12 protein-coding genes are annotated in these 14819 nt (G+C 68.2%); 3 read left to right on the top strand and 9 right to left on the bottom strand.

Annotated elements, in window-relative coordinates; genetic code table 11:
- Positions 1-76: 76 nt before the first annotated feature.
- From I8N54_RS06545 to I8N54_RS06505, 9 genes are all read right to left on the bottom strand, one after another.
- A complete protein-coding gene (locus I8N54_RS06545; RefSeq protein ID WP_140193325.1) occupies positions 77-1033 on the bottom strand; it encodes an iron-siderophore ABC transporter substrate-binding protein in 957 nt (318 codons plus the stop codon).
- Between the two features lie 35 nt (positions 1034-1068).
- Positions 1069-2022 (bottom strand): iron-siderophore ABC transporter substrate-binding protein, encoded by a 954-nt coding sequence (locus tag I8N54_RS06540; RefSeq protein WP_140193326.1) that lies wholly within the window; start codon positions 2020-2022, stop codon positions 1069-1071.
- Positions 2022-2885 (bottom strand): (2Fe-2S)-binding protein, encoded by an 864-nt coding sequence (locus I8N54_RS06535; protein WP_140193327.1) that lies wholly within the window; start codon positions 2883-2885, stop codon positions 2022-2024. The genes I8N54_RS06540 and I8N54_RS06535 overlap by 1 nt, the downstream gene beginning before the upstream one ends.
- A complete protein-coding gene (locus tag I8N54_RS06530; RefSeq protein ID WP_140193328.1) occupies positions 2882-3931 on the bottom strand; it encodes a FecCD family ABC transporter permease in 1050 nt (349 codons plus the stop codon). The genes I8N54_RS06535 and I8N54_RS06530 overlap by 4 nt, the downstream gene beginning before the upstream one ends.
- Entirely contained in the window at positions 3928-4938 is a 1011-nt protein-coding gene (locus I8N54_RS06525; RefSeq protein ID WP_140193329.1) for a FecCD family ABC transporter permease, read from the bottom strand. The genes I8N54_RS06530 and I8N54_RS06525 overlap by 4 nt, the downstream gene beginning before the upstream one ends.
- Positions 4935-5738, bottom strand: coding sequence for an ABC transporter ATP-binding protein (locus I8N54_RS06520; RefSeq protein ID WP_231592450.1), 804 nt, complete (start codon positions 5736-5738; stop codon positions 4935-4937). The genes I8N54_RS06525 and I8N54_RS06520 overlap by 4 nt, the downstream gene beginning before the upstream one ends.
- A gap of 244 nt (positions 5739-5982) precedes the next feature.
- Positions 5983-8715, bottom strand: coding sequence for a methionine synthase (metH, locus tag I8N54_RS06515; RefSeq protein WP_140193331.1), 2733 nt, complete (start codon positions 8713-8715; stop codon positions 5983-5985).
- Complete coding sequence (locus I8N54_RS06510; protein ID WP_140193332.1) at positions 8712-9752, bottom strand: homocysteine S-methyltransferase family protein; 1041 nt, start codon at positions 9750-9752, stop codon at positions 8712-8714. The genes metH and I8N54_RS06510 overlap by 4 nt, the downstream gene beginning before the upstream one ends.
- A gap of 105 nt (positions 9753-9857) precedes the next feature.
- The gene (locus tag I8N54_RS06505) at positions 9858-11189 is read right to left on the bottom strand and encodes a formimidoylglutamate deiminase (RefSeq protein ID WP_140193333.1); all 1332 of its coding nucleotides are present in this window, start codon (positions 11187-11189) and stop codon (positions 9858-9860) included.
- A 103-nt stretch (positions 11190-11292) separates the two neighbouring features.
- On the opposite strand from I8N54_RS06505, the gene hutI reads away from it, so the two are divergent.
- From hutI to hutG, 3 genes are read left to right on the top strand one after another with little or no spacing between them, the layout of a single operon-like run.
- Positions 11293-12486 (top strand): imidazolonepropionase, encoded by a 1194-nt coding sequence (hutI, locus tag I8N54_RS06500; protein ID WP_140193334.1) that lies wholly within the window; start codon positions 11293-11295, stop codon positions 12484-12486.
- Positions 12479-14008: a histidine ammonia-lyase gene (gene hutH / locus I8N54_RS06495; protein WP_140193335.1), complete on the top strand. Its 1530-nt coding sequence runs from the start codon at positions 12479-12481 to the stop codon at positions 14006-14008. Before hutI ends, hutH begins: the two co-directional genes overlap by 8 nt.
- On the top strand, positions 14008-14814 hold the full coding sequence (gene hutG, locus I8N54_RS06490; protein WP_140193336.1) for an N-formylglutamate deformylase: 807 nt from the start codon (positions 14008-14010) through the stop codon (positions 14812-14814). The genes hutH and hutG overlap by 1 nt, the downstream gene beginning before the upstream one ends.
- The last annotated feature ends 5 nt before the right edge of the window (positions 14815-14819 follow it).

Here is a 14819-nt window from a genome sequence, read left to right as displayed (position 1 = left end):
CCGATCTTTGGCGAGGACCGATTCCCCGGTGTCCGCAGCTGAAGGCGAGCGCGACACCTTACCCATGCCCCCGCCCCTACTCGTGCGCGACCGGCGTCTCCGGATCACCGTCGAGCGCGGCGTCCAGCAGTGGCGTCAGCCGCTCCACCGCGTAGGGCAGCGACAGGAGGGAGCCGTGCGACAGCGCGCCATTCGCCGGGCTTTCGAGCGACAGGAAGATCTCCCGCCCCTCCTCCACCGCGCGCATCGAGTCGCGGGCGACCAGACCCTGCACGTTCTCGTCGTCCTGCGGGGAGAACCACAGGATCACGTCGGCATCGAGCTCGGGCAGGATTTCCTGGCTGATCTCGACGTAGAACTGCCCCGGCTGCGACAGCTCGATGACTTTCGGATGCGGCACGAGCCCAAAGGCCTCGAAGGTCCGCACCGAACTGTCAGTCGCGGTATAGAGCCCGACCGACCCGTCGTAATAGGTGAGCACGGTCATGGTCTTGCCCTCCCACTCCGGGTGGGCGGCGGCGGTCTCCGCGAACAGCTCCTCGATGTCGGCGATCTGCCGCTCCGCCTCGTCCTCGCGGCCAAGAGCGCGACCGGCCAGCCGCGCCTGCGCCTGCCAGTCGAGGTCGTAGTCCCCGGCACCGGGCGGCACAGCGACCGTGGGTGCGATGGCGGACAATTGTCCGAACTCGTCCGCCGTGATCCCGGACCGCAGGCCGAGGATCACGTCAGGATCCGTGGCGGCGATCGCTTCGAAGTCGAGCTGCCCGGACAGCAGCACGGGGTCGTCACTCGCAACCTCCTGCGCCCAGTGCCAGAGGCCGTTCTCATAAGGTCCGAACCACTCGCGTACGGTCAGCGGCTGGAAGCCGAGCGCGAGCACGTTGTCGGCGCCCGCGTAGTCGACCGTCGCCACGCGTTCAGGCTGCGTCTCGATGGGGACGGTGCCGAATTTCGTCTCGATCTCCACGGGAAAGTCCTGCGCCCAGGCAGGCAAGGCGATGAGCGCGACAACGGCGGCAATGATCGGTTTCATGGCGAAAGGTCCTTCTGGATGGAAACGGCAGGCGCTCACTCGGTGATCCGGTCGGCTTCTGGGATGCCGCCGTCGAAGGCCGCCTCGAGCCGGGGTTCGAGCGTGTCGAAGAGATAAGGCAGCGACAGCAGAGAGGTGTGGCTGAAGGCGCTCGTCATCTGCCGGCCGAGGAACAACTCCCGCCCCTCCTGCACCGCGTCCAGCGCGGGCCGGAACGCGATGTCCTGCATTTCGTCCAGGTAAGCGTCCGCGAACCAGAGCAGCAGGTCGGAGTCGAACGCCTCGATCCGCTCTTCCGACACGTCGGCATAGAAGTTCATGTCGTCCGACAGCTCCTCCACGACCGGGTTGTTGGCGAAGCCGAGCTCCGACAGCAGCAGAACGCGGGAGTCGTCGCGCAGGTAGATGCCGGGCTGCCCGTCCCAGTAGGTCGCGAGCGTCGTGGTCTTGCCCGCCCACTCTGGGTGGGCGTCCCGCATCGCAGCGATCCGGTCCTCGATGGCGACGACCTGCGCCTCCGCCTCGTCCGCGCGACCGACTGCGCGTCCGACGATCAGCGCCTGATCCTTCCAGCCGAGCGCGTAATCGGCAGTGCCTTCGGGCACGGCGACGACCGGGGCGATCTGCGACAGCCGCTCGTAATCCTCGGGTGTGATGCCCGACCAGACGGCGGTGATCAGGTCCGGCTCGGCGGCGGCGATCTGTTCGAAGTTCAGCTCGCCACTCAGGATCTCGGGTGTTTCATCGAGCAGCGCATCCGCCCACGGCCAGACCGCGCGGGGCTGATCGCCGAACCAGTCGCGCACGACGACCGGCTGCAGGCCGAGCGCCAGCAGGTTGTCCGCGCCATTGTAATCGACCGTCGCGACCCGCTCCGGCGCTGCCTCGATGACGGACTGGCCGAACTTGTGCTCGATGGTCAGCGGAAAATCCTGGGCCAGCGCCGGCCCGGCAGCGAGCGCGATCAGCGCGGTCACGAGAGCTCTCATCAGACGTTTCCTTTCTGTCTTGATCTCAGATCTGCGATCAGGCGCATCCGGCGGCTGTCGTCGTCGCGCAGCACGCAGGTGGTGCAATATTCGCCCCCGTCGGAGGTGTAGAAGCGGCAACAGCCGCCCCTGAGGCGCACCCATTCCGCGCAATCCGGTCTGTCGGGGAGGGTCACTTCCTCGAACCCGGTCTGGCGGGAGTACAGCGGCCCGCTCCGGTCGCGCAGGATATCGAGGGCGATCTGCATCGCCGCCTCCCGCACCCCGTGTCGCATGCCTGCCTCCAGCAGCGCCGCCGCCATGCCGTCACCCACGATGCGCCACAGCGCGGCCGGCGCGAGGCGCGTGCGCGCCGAGATGGCCGCGACGATCGGCGACAGCAGCGATACGTGCAGTTGCGCGATGCTGGCGGCCGGCCCCGAGGTTGGACAGCGCAGCGGCGTGCGCCTGAGCGACAGGTCGTAGATCACGGCGCTGCCGCTCTCGCCCTCGTAGCTCCACGCCTCTTCGCGCGGCACCAGCGTGACCGCTTCGGCGGCCAGTGGCGGCAATTCGTCCGACAGGCCGAGCGGACAGAACACGGTCGAAATCGCCCAGCCGATCCGTCCCATCAGGTAGGCGGCCGCGAGCTTGTCATCCGCGCCGGCCGCATCCTGTTTCTGCCGGTCGAGCCACGCCTCGAGGCGGCTCTCGTCGGGCCGGGCGAGCCACAGGCTATCGGTCTCCGGCGCTTCAAAGCTGACCCTGCTGCTGAACCCGGTCGGATCGGCCGGCAAGCGCTTCAGCGCGTCGGCAAGCGCCCGCCAGTCCTGAAGGTTGGGCTGGTCCGGCGTCGGCCAGTGGCGTCCTGTCGCGATGTTCATAGCCGGGCGCTGCCCCGGGCGCGCAGGATCAGCCAGACGAAGACGGGCACGCCGATCACCGACGTGACGAGGCCTGCCGCGATCTGCACCGGCGCGAACAGCGTCCGCCCGGCGAGGTCCGCCGCCCCGACCAGCAGCGCCCCGCAGGCGGCCGACAGGATCAGATGCACACCGACGCCCGATCGCGCCATACGGCTGGCGAGATGCGGCGCGACCAGTCCGACGAAGCCGAGCGGCCCAACCATCGCGACCGCTGCGGCGGCGAGCGCGACGGACAGCGTGATCAGCGCGATCCTAGTCGGCCCGACCCGGACGCCGAGGCCGATCGCCACGTCCGGCCCCATCCGCATCGCCGCCATCGGGCGCGACGCGGCAACCAGAAGCGGCGCGAGGACCAGCAGCGTCAGCGACAGAATGGACACATCGCTCCACCCCGCCGCATGGACCGAGCCCGCCAGCCAGCTCAGCGCCGACATCGCCCGCTCGATCTGGCCGTAGGTCAGCAGTGCAGACGTCGCCGCCGAGATGAAGGCCGCCACGCCGATGCCGGTCAGGATGAACCGCATCGTCGCCCCGCCCGAGCGTTGCATCGCGATCCACTGGATCAGCGCGGCAACGGCGAGCGCGCCGCCGAAGGCGAGGATCGGCCGCCACATCTGGGCGAGACCGGGGAACAGGATCATTGCGGCCACGACCGCGAGGCCCGCGCCCTGGCTCACGCCGACGAGGCTCGGGTCCGCCAGGGGGTTTCGCGTGACGTTCTGCAGGGTCGCGCCCGACAGGGCCAGCAACGCGCCCGCGAGGAGCGCGGCGAGCGTTCGGGGGAAGCGGAACTCCCAGACCACGGTGGTCGCGATCTCCGTCGGCGGATTGCCGAGCAGCGTCGACAGCACGCCCGGCACATCGAGCGGGTAGCTTCCCGCCATCAGGCTGACCACGACCAGAAGAACGATCGCGCAGACCAGCAGCCCCAGCACGCCAAGCGCCCGCCTCGGAAGCTGGAACGTGACCGGCCCTTCGAGCCGCTTGAAGGTGCCGGTCGTCACAGCCGCGCCCTCACCAGCCAGACGAAGATCGGCGCACCCAGCAATGCGGTGACGAGGCCGGTCGAGATCTCGATCGGCGCCAGCGCGAGCCGCGCGGCGATGTCGACGACCAGCAGGTAGGCCGCGCCGCCGACCGCCGACCACGGCACGACGCGCCGGTAGTCCTGACCGACGAACAGGCGAACCCCGTGTGGCACGACGAGACCGACGAACGCCATCGGTCCGGCCAGCGCCACTGCGCCCGCCGTCAGCGCGATCACCGCGACCAGGATCAGGGCCTTCAGCCGCCCGACCTTCATGCCGAGCCCGACCGCCGCCTCGTCGCCCAGCGCCAGCGCCGTCACCTGCCGCGCCACCGCCATGGCGATGCCGAGCCCGAGCGCCAGCCACGGCAGGGCCCAGGGCAGCGTCTCGGTCTGTCGTCCGGCGAGAGACCCGGTCAGCCAGACCCGCATTTCCTGAAAGGTCTGCTCGTCGAGGAGGTTAACGATACTCACCAGCGCGCCGAGGAACGCGGTGATCGCCGCCCCCGCCAGAACCAGCGTCAGCGGCGTCGCCCCACCCGGCGCAAGCGTCGCGATCCCCCAGACGGCGACGGCGGCGCCCAGCGCGCCGAGCGCGGCGGCAAGCGGAATGAACACCGGCGGCACGAGGTCGAGGAACCCGACGAGCACCACGACGGAGAAGGACGCCCCGATCAACAGGCCGAGGATGCCCGGCTCCGCCAGCGGGTTGCGCGTGACGCCCTGCATCAGTGCGCCCGCGACCGACAGCGACGCGCCGACCAGCACGGCGCAGATCGCGCGCGGCAGGCGCAGGTCGACGACGACGACATGATCGAAATTTTCACCATCGTAGGCCAGAAGGGCCTCGAACACGGTGGCGAGCGGGACCGTCTTCGCGCCGACCGAGATGTGCCATGCGAAGGCCAGCACCAGCGCACCGACGCCGAGAACCGGCGCCAGCCACGAGGGGGCTCCCGGCCGCGCAAGCGCCGCCCCGGTCATTGCGCGGCGAGCCCCTGCCCGCTCCAGCCACGCGGCGCGACATTGGGCACACAGACCGGGCGACCGCTCGACGGGTCGGTGAGCACGCTGGCGTCGAGGCCAAACACTTCCTCCAGCCGGTCGGAGGTGAAGGTCTCGCCCACGCTGCCACCGGCGACCAGACGCCCGTCCTTCATCATGACGAGGAGATCGGCGAAGGCGGCGGCCACGTTCAGCTCGTGCAGTACGACGACGAGCGTTCGACCCTCTTCGTGCGCGATCCGGCGAAGCAGCGACAGCAAGTCCACCTGCACCTTGAGGTCGAGGAAGGTCGTCGGCTCGTCGAGCAGGATGATGTCCGTCTCCTGCGCCAGAACCATCGCGATCCAGCAGCGCTGCCGCTGCCCGCCCGAAAGGTCGGACACCGGGCGATCCGCGAAGTCGGCGACATCGGCCGCGGCCATCGCCGAGTCGAGAGCACGGGCATCCTCGCGCGACCATTGCCGCAGCAGCGACTGGTGCGGGAACCGCCCCTGCGCGACGAGTTCGCGCACTGTCAGCCCTTCGGGTGCGACCGGCCCTTGCGGCAGCAGCGCCAGCTTGCGGGCGACGTCGCGCGTGGGTGTCGCGTGCACGGCCTTCCCGTCGAGGGTGATCCGGCCGCCGCCGAGGGGCAGCACCCGGGCCATCGCCTTGAGCAATGTCGACTTCCCGCAGCCGTTCGGCCCAACAAGGATCGTCAGCGACGCATCCGGAATCTCGAGGCTGAGCCCCTCCACCACCGTCTTGCCGCCATATCCCGTCGTGACATTCTCGATCACGAGACGAGGCGCACCTTGGGGAGCATCACGGCCAGCAGAAACAGGGGTGGAGAGCGGCACTTTGATTCCTACAAAAACACTCAGGTTACGGCACACTTGCAGAAGCCGCCTGGTGCTGCAAGTGCGAGATGCCGAAAAATGAGAAGGCCGGCCCGGTCTGCCGCGACGGCAGACGGGACCGGCCATTGGTCATTGGGCCTATGGTTGAAGCTGCATCAATCGCAGCCGAAGGCGCGCGACCGGATCAGGCAGCGTCCTTCTGGGCACCCGGCGGTGCGGGCACGTAGTTCAGGATCGGCGCGAGCCAGCGCTCGGTCTCTTCCACCGACATGCCCTTGCGGCGGGCGTAATCCTCGACCTGGTCACGCTCCACCTTCGCGACACCGAAGTAGTAGGCGTCAGGGTGCGACAGGTAGAAGCCGGACACCGACGATCCCGGCCACATGGCCATGCTCTCGGTCAGCTTCACACCGGTCGCGGCCTCCGCGTCGAGCAACTCGAACAGCGTGACCTTCTCCGTGTGGTCGGGTTGCGCGGGATAGCCCGGCGCGGGTCGGATACCGTTGTAAGGCTCCCTGATGAGCTCTTCCGGCGTGTAGCTCTCATCCGCCGCATAGCCCCAATACTCCTTGCGGACGCGCTCGTGGAGCATCTCGGCCATCGCCTCTGCGATCCGGTCGGCAAGGGCTTTCACCATGATCGCCGCGTAATTGTCGTTGGCGCGATCGAACTTCTCGGCGATCGTGGCCTCCTCCGGTCCGGCGGTGACGACGAAGCCCCCGACGTGATCGGCGCCCTGCCCCTCCGGCGCAACGAAGTCGGCGAGCGCCACGTTCGGGCGACCCGCCCGCTTGGAATGCTGCTGGCGCAAGGTGTGCAGCGTGGCGAGCTCGTCGCCGCGGCTCTCATCGGTAAACAGCCGGATGTCGTCGCCACTGGCGTTGGCGGGCCAGAAGCCGACGACTGCGCGCGGCGTGAACCAGCGTTCTGCGATGATCTGCTGCAACATCTCCTTGGCGTCTTCGAACAGAGACCGCGCGGCTTCGCCCTGTTTCTCGTCCTCGAGGATCTTCGGATAGACGCCTTTCATCTCCCAGGTCTGGAAGAACGGCGTCCAGTCGATGTAGCGCGCGATCTCGGCGAGATCCCAGTCCTCCAGCACCTTCGCACCAGTGAAGGACGGCGCCGTCGGCTCCCAGGCCTGCCAGTCGACTTTCGCCGCGTTGGAGCGGGCCGCCGCCAGCGGCAGCCGCTGCTTCGCCCGTTCGGAGCGTTCGTGCCGCTCAGCGACTTCGGCGTATTCGGTCCGGATGCCGTCGACATAGCCCGCCTTCTGCGTGGGGCTGAGCAGCGCGCCGACCACGCCGACCGCCCGGCTGGCATCGGTGACGTAGATCGCCTGCCCCTTCGTGTAGCGGGGCGAGATCTTCACCGCGGTGTGCACCTTCGACGTCGTCGCCCCGCCAATCAGAAGCGGGATGTCGTAGCCTTCCTGCTCGAGCTCGGTGGCGAGGTGGACCATCTCGTCGAGCGAGGGCGTGATGAGGCCGGACAGGCCGATGATGTCGACGTCCTCCTCCTTCGCGACCTCGAGGATCTTCTGCGGCGGCACCATCACGCCAAGGTCGACGATCTCGTAATTGTTGCAGGCCAGCACGACGCCGACGATGTTCTTGCCGATGTCATGGACGTCGCCCTTCACCGTCGCCATCAGCACCTTGCCGGCGGAGCTTCTGCCCGTGGCGCCGGATTTGCGCTTTTCCTCTTCCATGTAGGGGAGCAGGACCGCGACGGCCTGTTTCATCACGCGGGCCGACTTCACGACCTGCGGCAGGAACATCTTGCCCGCGCCGAACAGGTCCCCGACCACGTTCATGCCCGCCATCAGCGGCCCCTCGATCACCTCGAGCGGCTTGTCGGCGGCCACGCGTGCGGACTCGGTATCTTCCTCGATGAACTCGGTGATGCCGTTGACCAGCGCATGTTCAAGCCGCTTCTCGACCGGCCATTCGCGCCAGGCGAGGTCGCGGACCTTCTCTTCCCGCTTGTCGCCCTTGAAGCGCTCGGCAAGGTCGAGGAGGTTCTCCGTCGCCGTACCACCGGCCTTGGGCGTGCGGTTCAGCACCACGTCCTCGCAGGCCTCGCGCAACTCGGGGTCGATCTGGTCGTAGACGGCAAGCTGGCCCGCGTTGACGATGCCCATGTCCATGCCAACCGCGATGGCGTGGTAGAGGAACACGGCGTGCATCGCCTCGCGCACGGTGTCGTTGCCGCGGAAGCTGAAGGAGAGGTTCGATACCCCGCCCGACACGTGGGCATGCGGCAGGTTCTGCCGGATCCATCGGGTCGCCTCGATGAAGTCGACGCCGTAATTGTCGTGCTCCTCGATCCCCGTCGCGACGGCGAAGACATTCGGATCGAAGATTATGTCCTCGGGCGGAAAGCCGATCTCTTCGACGAGGATCTTGTAGGCGCGCGCGCATATCTCGGTCTTGCGCTCGTAGGTGTCTGCCTGCCCCTGCTCGTCGAAGGCCATCACGACGACGGCGGCACCGTAGGCGAGGCACAGTTCGGCATGGTGGCGGAAGGCGTCCTCACCCTCCTTCAGCGAGATCGAGTTGACCACCGACTTGCCCTGCACACACTGCAGGCCGGCCTCGATCACCTCCCACTTGGAGCTGTCGATCATGATCGGAACCCGCGCGATGTCGGGCTCGGACGCGACGAGGTTCAGGAACTCGACCATCGCCTGCGCGGAGTCGATGAGCCCCTCGTCCATGTTGACGTCGATGACCTGCGCGCCGTTTTCTACCTGGTCGCGCGCGACATCGAGCGCGGTGGCATAGTCGCGGTTCACGATCAGCTTCTTGAACTTGGCGGAACCGGTGACATTCGTGCGCTCACCGATATTCACGAAGGGAATGTCGGGCGTCAGCGTGAAGGGCTCGAGGCCGGACAGTCTCAGGTAGCGGCTCATGCGCGGACCTCCCGCGGGGCACTGTCCTTCACAACATCGGCGATGGCGCGGATATGCTCGGGCGTCGTGCCGCAGCAGCCGCCGGTGACGTTGATGAGGCCCTCGGCCGCGAACCGGGCGACCTGTGCCGCCGTCTCGTCCGGGCCCTCGTCATATTCCCCGAAGGCATTCGGCAGGCCGGCGTTGGGATAAGCGCAGATGCGGCTCGTCGCAACGCCGGACAGCTCCGTCAGGTGCGGGCGCATCGCCTCCGCGCCCAGCGCGCAGTTCAGCCCGACGGTGAAGGGCCGCGCGTGCGCGACAGAGTGCCAGAACGCCGTCGGCGTCTGACCCGACAGCGTGCGCCCCGAGGCATCGGTGATCGTGCCCGAGATCATCAGCGGCAGCCGCTGTCCAGCCTCTGCGAAGGCCTCGAACGCGGCGAAAATCGCGGCCTTGGCGTTCAGCGTATCGAAGATGGTTTCGATCAGGATCAGGTCCGAGCCGCCCTCGATCAAGGCCCGGATCTGCTGGCCGTAGGCGACGCGCAGATCGTCGAAGGTGACCGCGCGAAACCCCGGGTCGTTCACGTCGGGACTGATCGAAGCGGTCCGGTTCGTCGGACCGACGGCCCCGGCAACGAAGCGGGGGCGGCCATCCTCGGCCTCTGCCCGGTCGGCAGCGGCACGGGCGCAGCGCGCCCCGGCGACGTTCAGGTCATGCACCTTCTCCTCGAGACCGTAATCGGCCTGAGCGATGGTGGTGCCCGAGAAGGTGTTCGTTTCGATGATGTCCGCGCCTGCCCGCAGGAACTGCAGGTGCAAATCCTCGATCGCATCCGGCTGCGTCAAGGCGAGAAGGTCGTTGTTGCCCTTCTGCGCATGATCGGAATGCAGGTGACAGCTGTGCCCGCCGGAGCTCCCGGTGAAGTCCTCCTCCGACAGGCCGAGGGTCTGGATCATCGTCCCCATCGCACCGTCGAGGATCAGGATCCGCTCCTCTGCCGCGGCGCGCAGCCGCGCGAGGCTCGGGTGGTCGGGCAGTTTGAACGCCTGCATGAAGGAGATCTCTTCTGTTGTGAGACCCTTCTTCTACCTCATCGCCGAGATGAACAGAAATGCGAATTCCTACCTGTCATTATGAGGTTCGCTCATACTCGGCACTCAGCTCAGAACGCGCTTCATCGCATCCCGGGCGCCCGCTACCGCAGCCCCCCGCAGCGGGTGCCGCCCTTCCCGGACGAGGTGCCGCCCCGCGACCCACACATCGGTGACCGCGACATCGCGCCCGAAGACCCAGCGGTCGAGCAGCGCGTCGCCGGTGCTGTCCATCGGGTCGGACAACCCGACGACATCCGCCGGAGCGCCGGGCGCAAGGACGGCCGGCGGCGCGTCGAGCGCCTGCGCCCCGCCGGCGCACGCGGCATCGAACAGGCGACGCCCGGTGGAACTGCCTTCGGCCGCCAGCACGTTTCGCGCCCGGTGAAACAGGCGCTGCCCGTATTCGAGCGTCCGGAGTTCCTCCGCCACGTCGATCCGGACGTTGGAATCCGTTCCGATCCCGATCCGCCCGCCCTCGGCGAGGAACCGTTCCGCCGGGAAGAGCCCGTCGCCGAGGTTCGCCTCCGTCACCGGACAAAGCCCCGCCACGGCGCCCGACCGGGCGAGCCTCATGCGCTCCTCGTCCGACAGGTGGGTTGCGTGGATCAGGCACCAGTCCGCTCCGACGTCGACATGGTCGAACAGCCAGTCCACGGGGCGCGCTCCGCTGAAGGCGAGGCAATCCTCGACTTCCTTCACTTGCTCGGCGACGTGGATGTGCGTGATGCGCCCTTGGAGCGCGCCGCAGAGGTGCGACAGCTCCTCCGCCGTCACGGCGCGCAGCGAATGCGGCGCCCAGCCGACCCGGTCGCCCGACCGTGTGGCGAACGCATCGCAGGCCTCGACCAGCGCGAGAAATGGCTCAGGATCATGCAGGAACCGCCGCTGGCCGGCCTCGGGGTCCTGCCCGCCAAACCCCGCGTGCGCGTAGAACACCGGCAGATGCGTCAAAGCGATGCCGCTATGCTCGGCCGCCGCGAAGATGCGCGCCGACAGCTCCGCCGGGTCGTCGTAGGGCCGCCCGTCCGGCGCATGGTGGAGATAGTGAAACTCTCCCACGCGGGTGAAGCCTGCTTCCAGCATCTCGACATGGCACAGCAGCGCCAGCGCCTCGACCCCGTCCGGGTCCAGCGACAGGGCGAAGCGATACATCAGGTCGCGCCAGGTCCAGAAACTCTCCCGCCCCTGCCCGCGCCGTTCCGTCATGCCGGAGAAGCCACGCTGGAACGTGTGACTGTGCAGGTTCGCCATGCCCGGAACCAGCGCGTCGACCCGCACGTCCCCGGCGGATGCGACAGCGCCCGGCGTCACGTCGGATATGGCACCGTCCGTGACGCAGACGCGGACGTCCCTTGTCCATCCCTCCGGCAACAGGGCCTGCCTTGCGAAGATCATTGCACATCTCCTTCGGATCGTCGGTCCACTTTTCATCTTCCACGGCGCCGCTCATTATGTCTATACTTATTAGAGAGACCACAGGCCGACAGGAGAGCGCACCGTGGGACCGAAATGCATCTGGACCAACGCCCGCGTCGTCACCGGCGCCAGTGGAACCGACGCCGAGACCCTCGAAATCGCAGTCGAGGATGGCCGGATCACCGAGGTCGGACCGGACCTGGATCGCAGCGGCGCCGAGGTCGTCAATTGCGAGGGCCGCCTGCTGACGCCCGCCTTCATCGACTGCCACACCCACCTCGTCTTCGGCGGCGACAGGACGACCGAGTTCGAGATGCGCCTCGAAGGCAGTTCCTACGAGGACATCGCGCGCGCCGGCGGTGGTATCGCCTCGTCGATGCGCAACACGAGACAACGGGACGTGGAGACGCTTGTGCGCGAAGCCCTCCCCCGCCTCGACGCGCTGCTGTCCGAAGGCGTCTCCACCGTCGAAATCAAGTCGGGCTACGGCCTGTCGATCGAGGACGAACTCAAGATGCTCCGCGCCGCCCGACGTCTGGCGGAGGTGCGGCCCGTCCGCATCCGCACGACGTGGCTCGCCGCGCACGCCATGCCGCCGGAGTTCGACGGCTCCAAGGCCGACTACATCGCAGAGGTCGCGATCCGCGGCCTCGAGCTTGCCCATGCCGAGGGCCTTGTCGACGCGGTCGACGCCTTCTGCGAAGGCATCGCCTTCAGTGCCGAGGAGATCGCGCCGCTCTTTGACACGGCCGATGCGCTTGGTCTGCCGGTGAAGCTGCATACCGAGCAACTGAGCCGCTCAGGCGGCACGGCGCTCGCCGCCAAGCACAAGGCCCTGTCGGTCGACCATTTCGAATATGCGGCAGAGGACGAGGTCGCCGCCATCGCCGCCTCGGGCACAGTTGCCGTGCTGCTGCCCGGTGCTTTCTACTTCCTGCGCGAAACCCGGCTGCCCCCTGTCGCGGCGCTGCGCGACGCCGGGGTTCCGATGGCGCTGGCCACGGACTGCAATCCGGGCACTTCGCCCGTCTCCTCGCTGCTGCTGACGATGAACATGGGCGCGGTGCTGTTCCGGATGACCGTCGCCGAATGCCTGGCCGGCGTGACGGTGAACGCCGCCCGCGCGCTCGGGTTGACGGACGCCGGCCAGATCGCTCCCGGCATGTCCGCCGATTTCGCCATCTGGAACGCAGGGACCGTCGCTCAGCTTGTCGGGCGGGCCGGCCTGAACCCGTTGCACATCCGCGTCTACAAGGGAGAGATCCAAGGTGTCTGAAACGCTCACACCCGGTGCGGTCACGCTCGCCGACCTCTCCCGCATCTTCGCCGGCACCGGCCCGGTGCGCCTGTCGGACGAGGCGCGGCCCGCGATGGCCGCCTCGGCCGCCCGCATCGCGGAGGTCGCCGCCGGATCGGACGCGGTCTACGGGGTCAACACGGGCTTCGGCAAACTCGCCTCGATCCGGATCGAACCGGGCGACGTCGCGCGGCTTCAGCGCAACCTGATCCTGTCGCACTGCTGCGGCGTCGGCGATCCGCTTGGCCCCGGGATCGTGCGACTCATCATGGTGCTGAAGCTGATCTCGCTCGGACGGGGCGCGTCGGGCATCCGGCTGGAAGTGGTGGAGCTGCTCGAAGCGATGATCGCGGCGAACCTGCTCCCGGTCATCCCTGGCCAGGGGTCGGTCGGCGCGTCGGGCGACCTTGCGCCGCTGGCCCACATGACCGCCGTGATGCTGGGCGAAGGCGAGGCCATTCTCGACGGTGAGCGGATGCCGGCATCCCGAGCGCTGTCAAAGACCGGGCTGTCCCCCGTCGAACTCTCCGCCAAGGAAGGGCTCGCCCTCATCAACGGCACGCAAGTCTCGACCGCGCTGGCCCTTGCCGGTCTGTTCCGCGCGACGCGGGCGCTGCAGGCCTCCGTCGTCACGGGCGCGATGTCGACCGATGCGGCGATGGGCTCCACCGCACCCTTCGTGCCGGAGATCCACGCGCTGCGGGGACACCGGGGGCAGATCGACATCGCCGCTGCCCTGACCGCGCTGCTCGACGGGTCCGACATCCGGTCGAGCCACGTCGACAACGACGAACGGGTGCAGGATCCCTATTGCCTGCGTTGTCAGCCGCAAGTCGCGGGTGCCTGCCTCGACCTGCTGCGGCAAGTGGCGCAAACCCTCGAGATCGAAGCGAATGCCGCGACCGACAACCCGCTTGTGCTGAGCGATGGCAGCGTCGTCTCCGGCGGCAACTTCCATGCCGAGCCCGTCGCCTTTGCCGCCGACCAGATCGCGCTCGCCGTGGCGGAGATCGGGGCCATCGCGCAGCGGCGGATCGCCCTGCTCGTCGACCCGGCACTGTCCTTCGGCTTGCCCGGCTTCCTGACGCCGAAGCCGGGGCTCAATTCGGGGCTGATGATCGCCGAGGTCACCTCCGCCGCGCTCATGAGCGAGAACAAGCAGCTGGCGCATCCGGCCTCGGTCGACAGCACGCCGACCTCCGCCAATCAGGAGGATCACGTCAGCATGGCCTGCCACGGCGCGCGGCGGCTGTTGCTGATGACGGAGAACCTGTTCCGGATCATAGGCATAGAAGCGATCACCGCGGCACAGGGCGTCGCGCTGCGCGGCCCCCTGACGACCTCTCCGTCGCTTGCGTCGGCCATCGCGCGCCTACGCAAGGACGTCGCCGAACTGAAGGAGGACCGCTACATGGCGCCCGACCTCGAAGCCGCCGCGCGACTGGTCGAAAGCGGCGCACTCGCCGCTGCCGCCGGGCAAGACCTGCCGGGATCGTGGTGATGGATCCGGTGATCGTCGCCAAGGGGGACAGCCCCGTCGTGCTCGGCCTGCCCCATACCGGGACCTACGTGCCGGAGGAAATCGCCGCCGATCTGAACGAAGAGGGCCTTCGCCTGCGCGACACCGACTGGCACGTCGATCGCTTGTATAGCGAGAGCGCTCCGGGCCTCCACACCACGGTCGCGGCGACCTTCCACCGTTACGTGATCGACGCCAACCGCGATCCCTCGGGGCAGAGCCTTTATCCGGGCCAGACCACGACCGGACTGATCCCGCGCACGACCTTCGACAATCTGCCGATCTGGAAAGACGGGCGCGAACCCGACGAGCGCGCTACCGCCGCGCGCCTCGCGGCGTTTCACGCGCCCTACCACGCCGCGCTCCGGGCGGAACTCGACCGCGTCAAGGCGCGGCACGGGATTGCGGTGCTGTTCGACTGCCACTCGATCCGGTCGGTGATCCCCTGGCTGTTCGAGGGCACCCTGCCCGACTTCAACATCGGCACTGACAACGGCACGACCTGCGCGGCAGAGATCGAGCGCGTCACCGCGGAAATCTGCGCCGCCTCGGGGCGCACCAGCGTCCTGAACGGCCGCTTCCGGGGCGGCTGGACAACGCGCCATTACGGTCGTCCCGGCGATGGCATCCACGCCATCCAGATGGAACTGGCCCAGTCCAGCTACCTCGCCACCGAGGCCCCGCCCTTCGCCTACGACGAGGCGAAGGCCGCTGATCTCGGACGCACCCTCGACACCATCCTGACCGCCATCTCGGACGAGGCGCTGCGCCTCGCCGCCCAGCGCTGAGAGCC

The organism is Pelagovum pacificum (genome assembly GCF_016134045.1).
Taxonomy (GTDB): Bacteria; Pseudomonadota; Alphaproteobacteria; order Rhodobacterales; family Rhodobacteraceae; genus Oceanicola; species Oceanicola pacificus_A.
The sequence above is the reverse complement of the archived record's forward strand: the minus strand, read 5'-3'. Positions and strand labels throughout refer to the sequence as shown.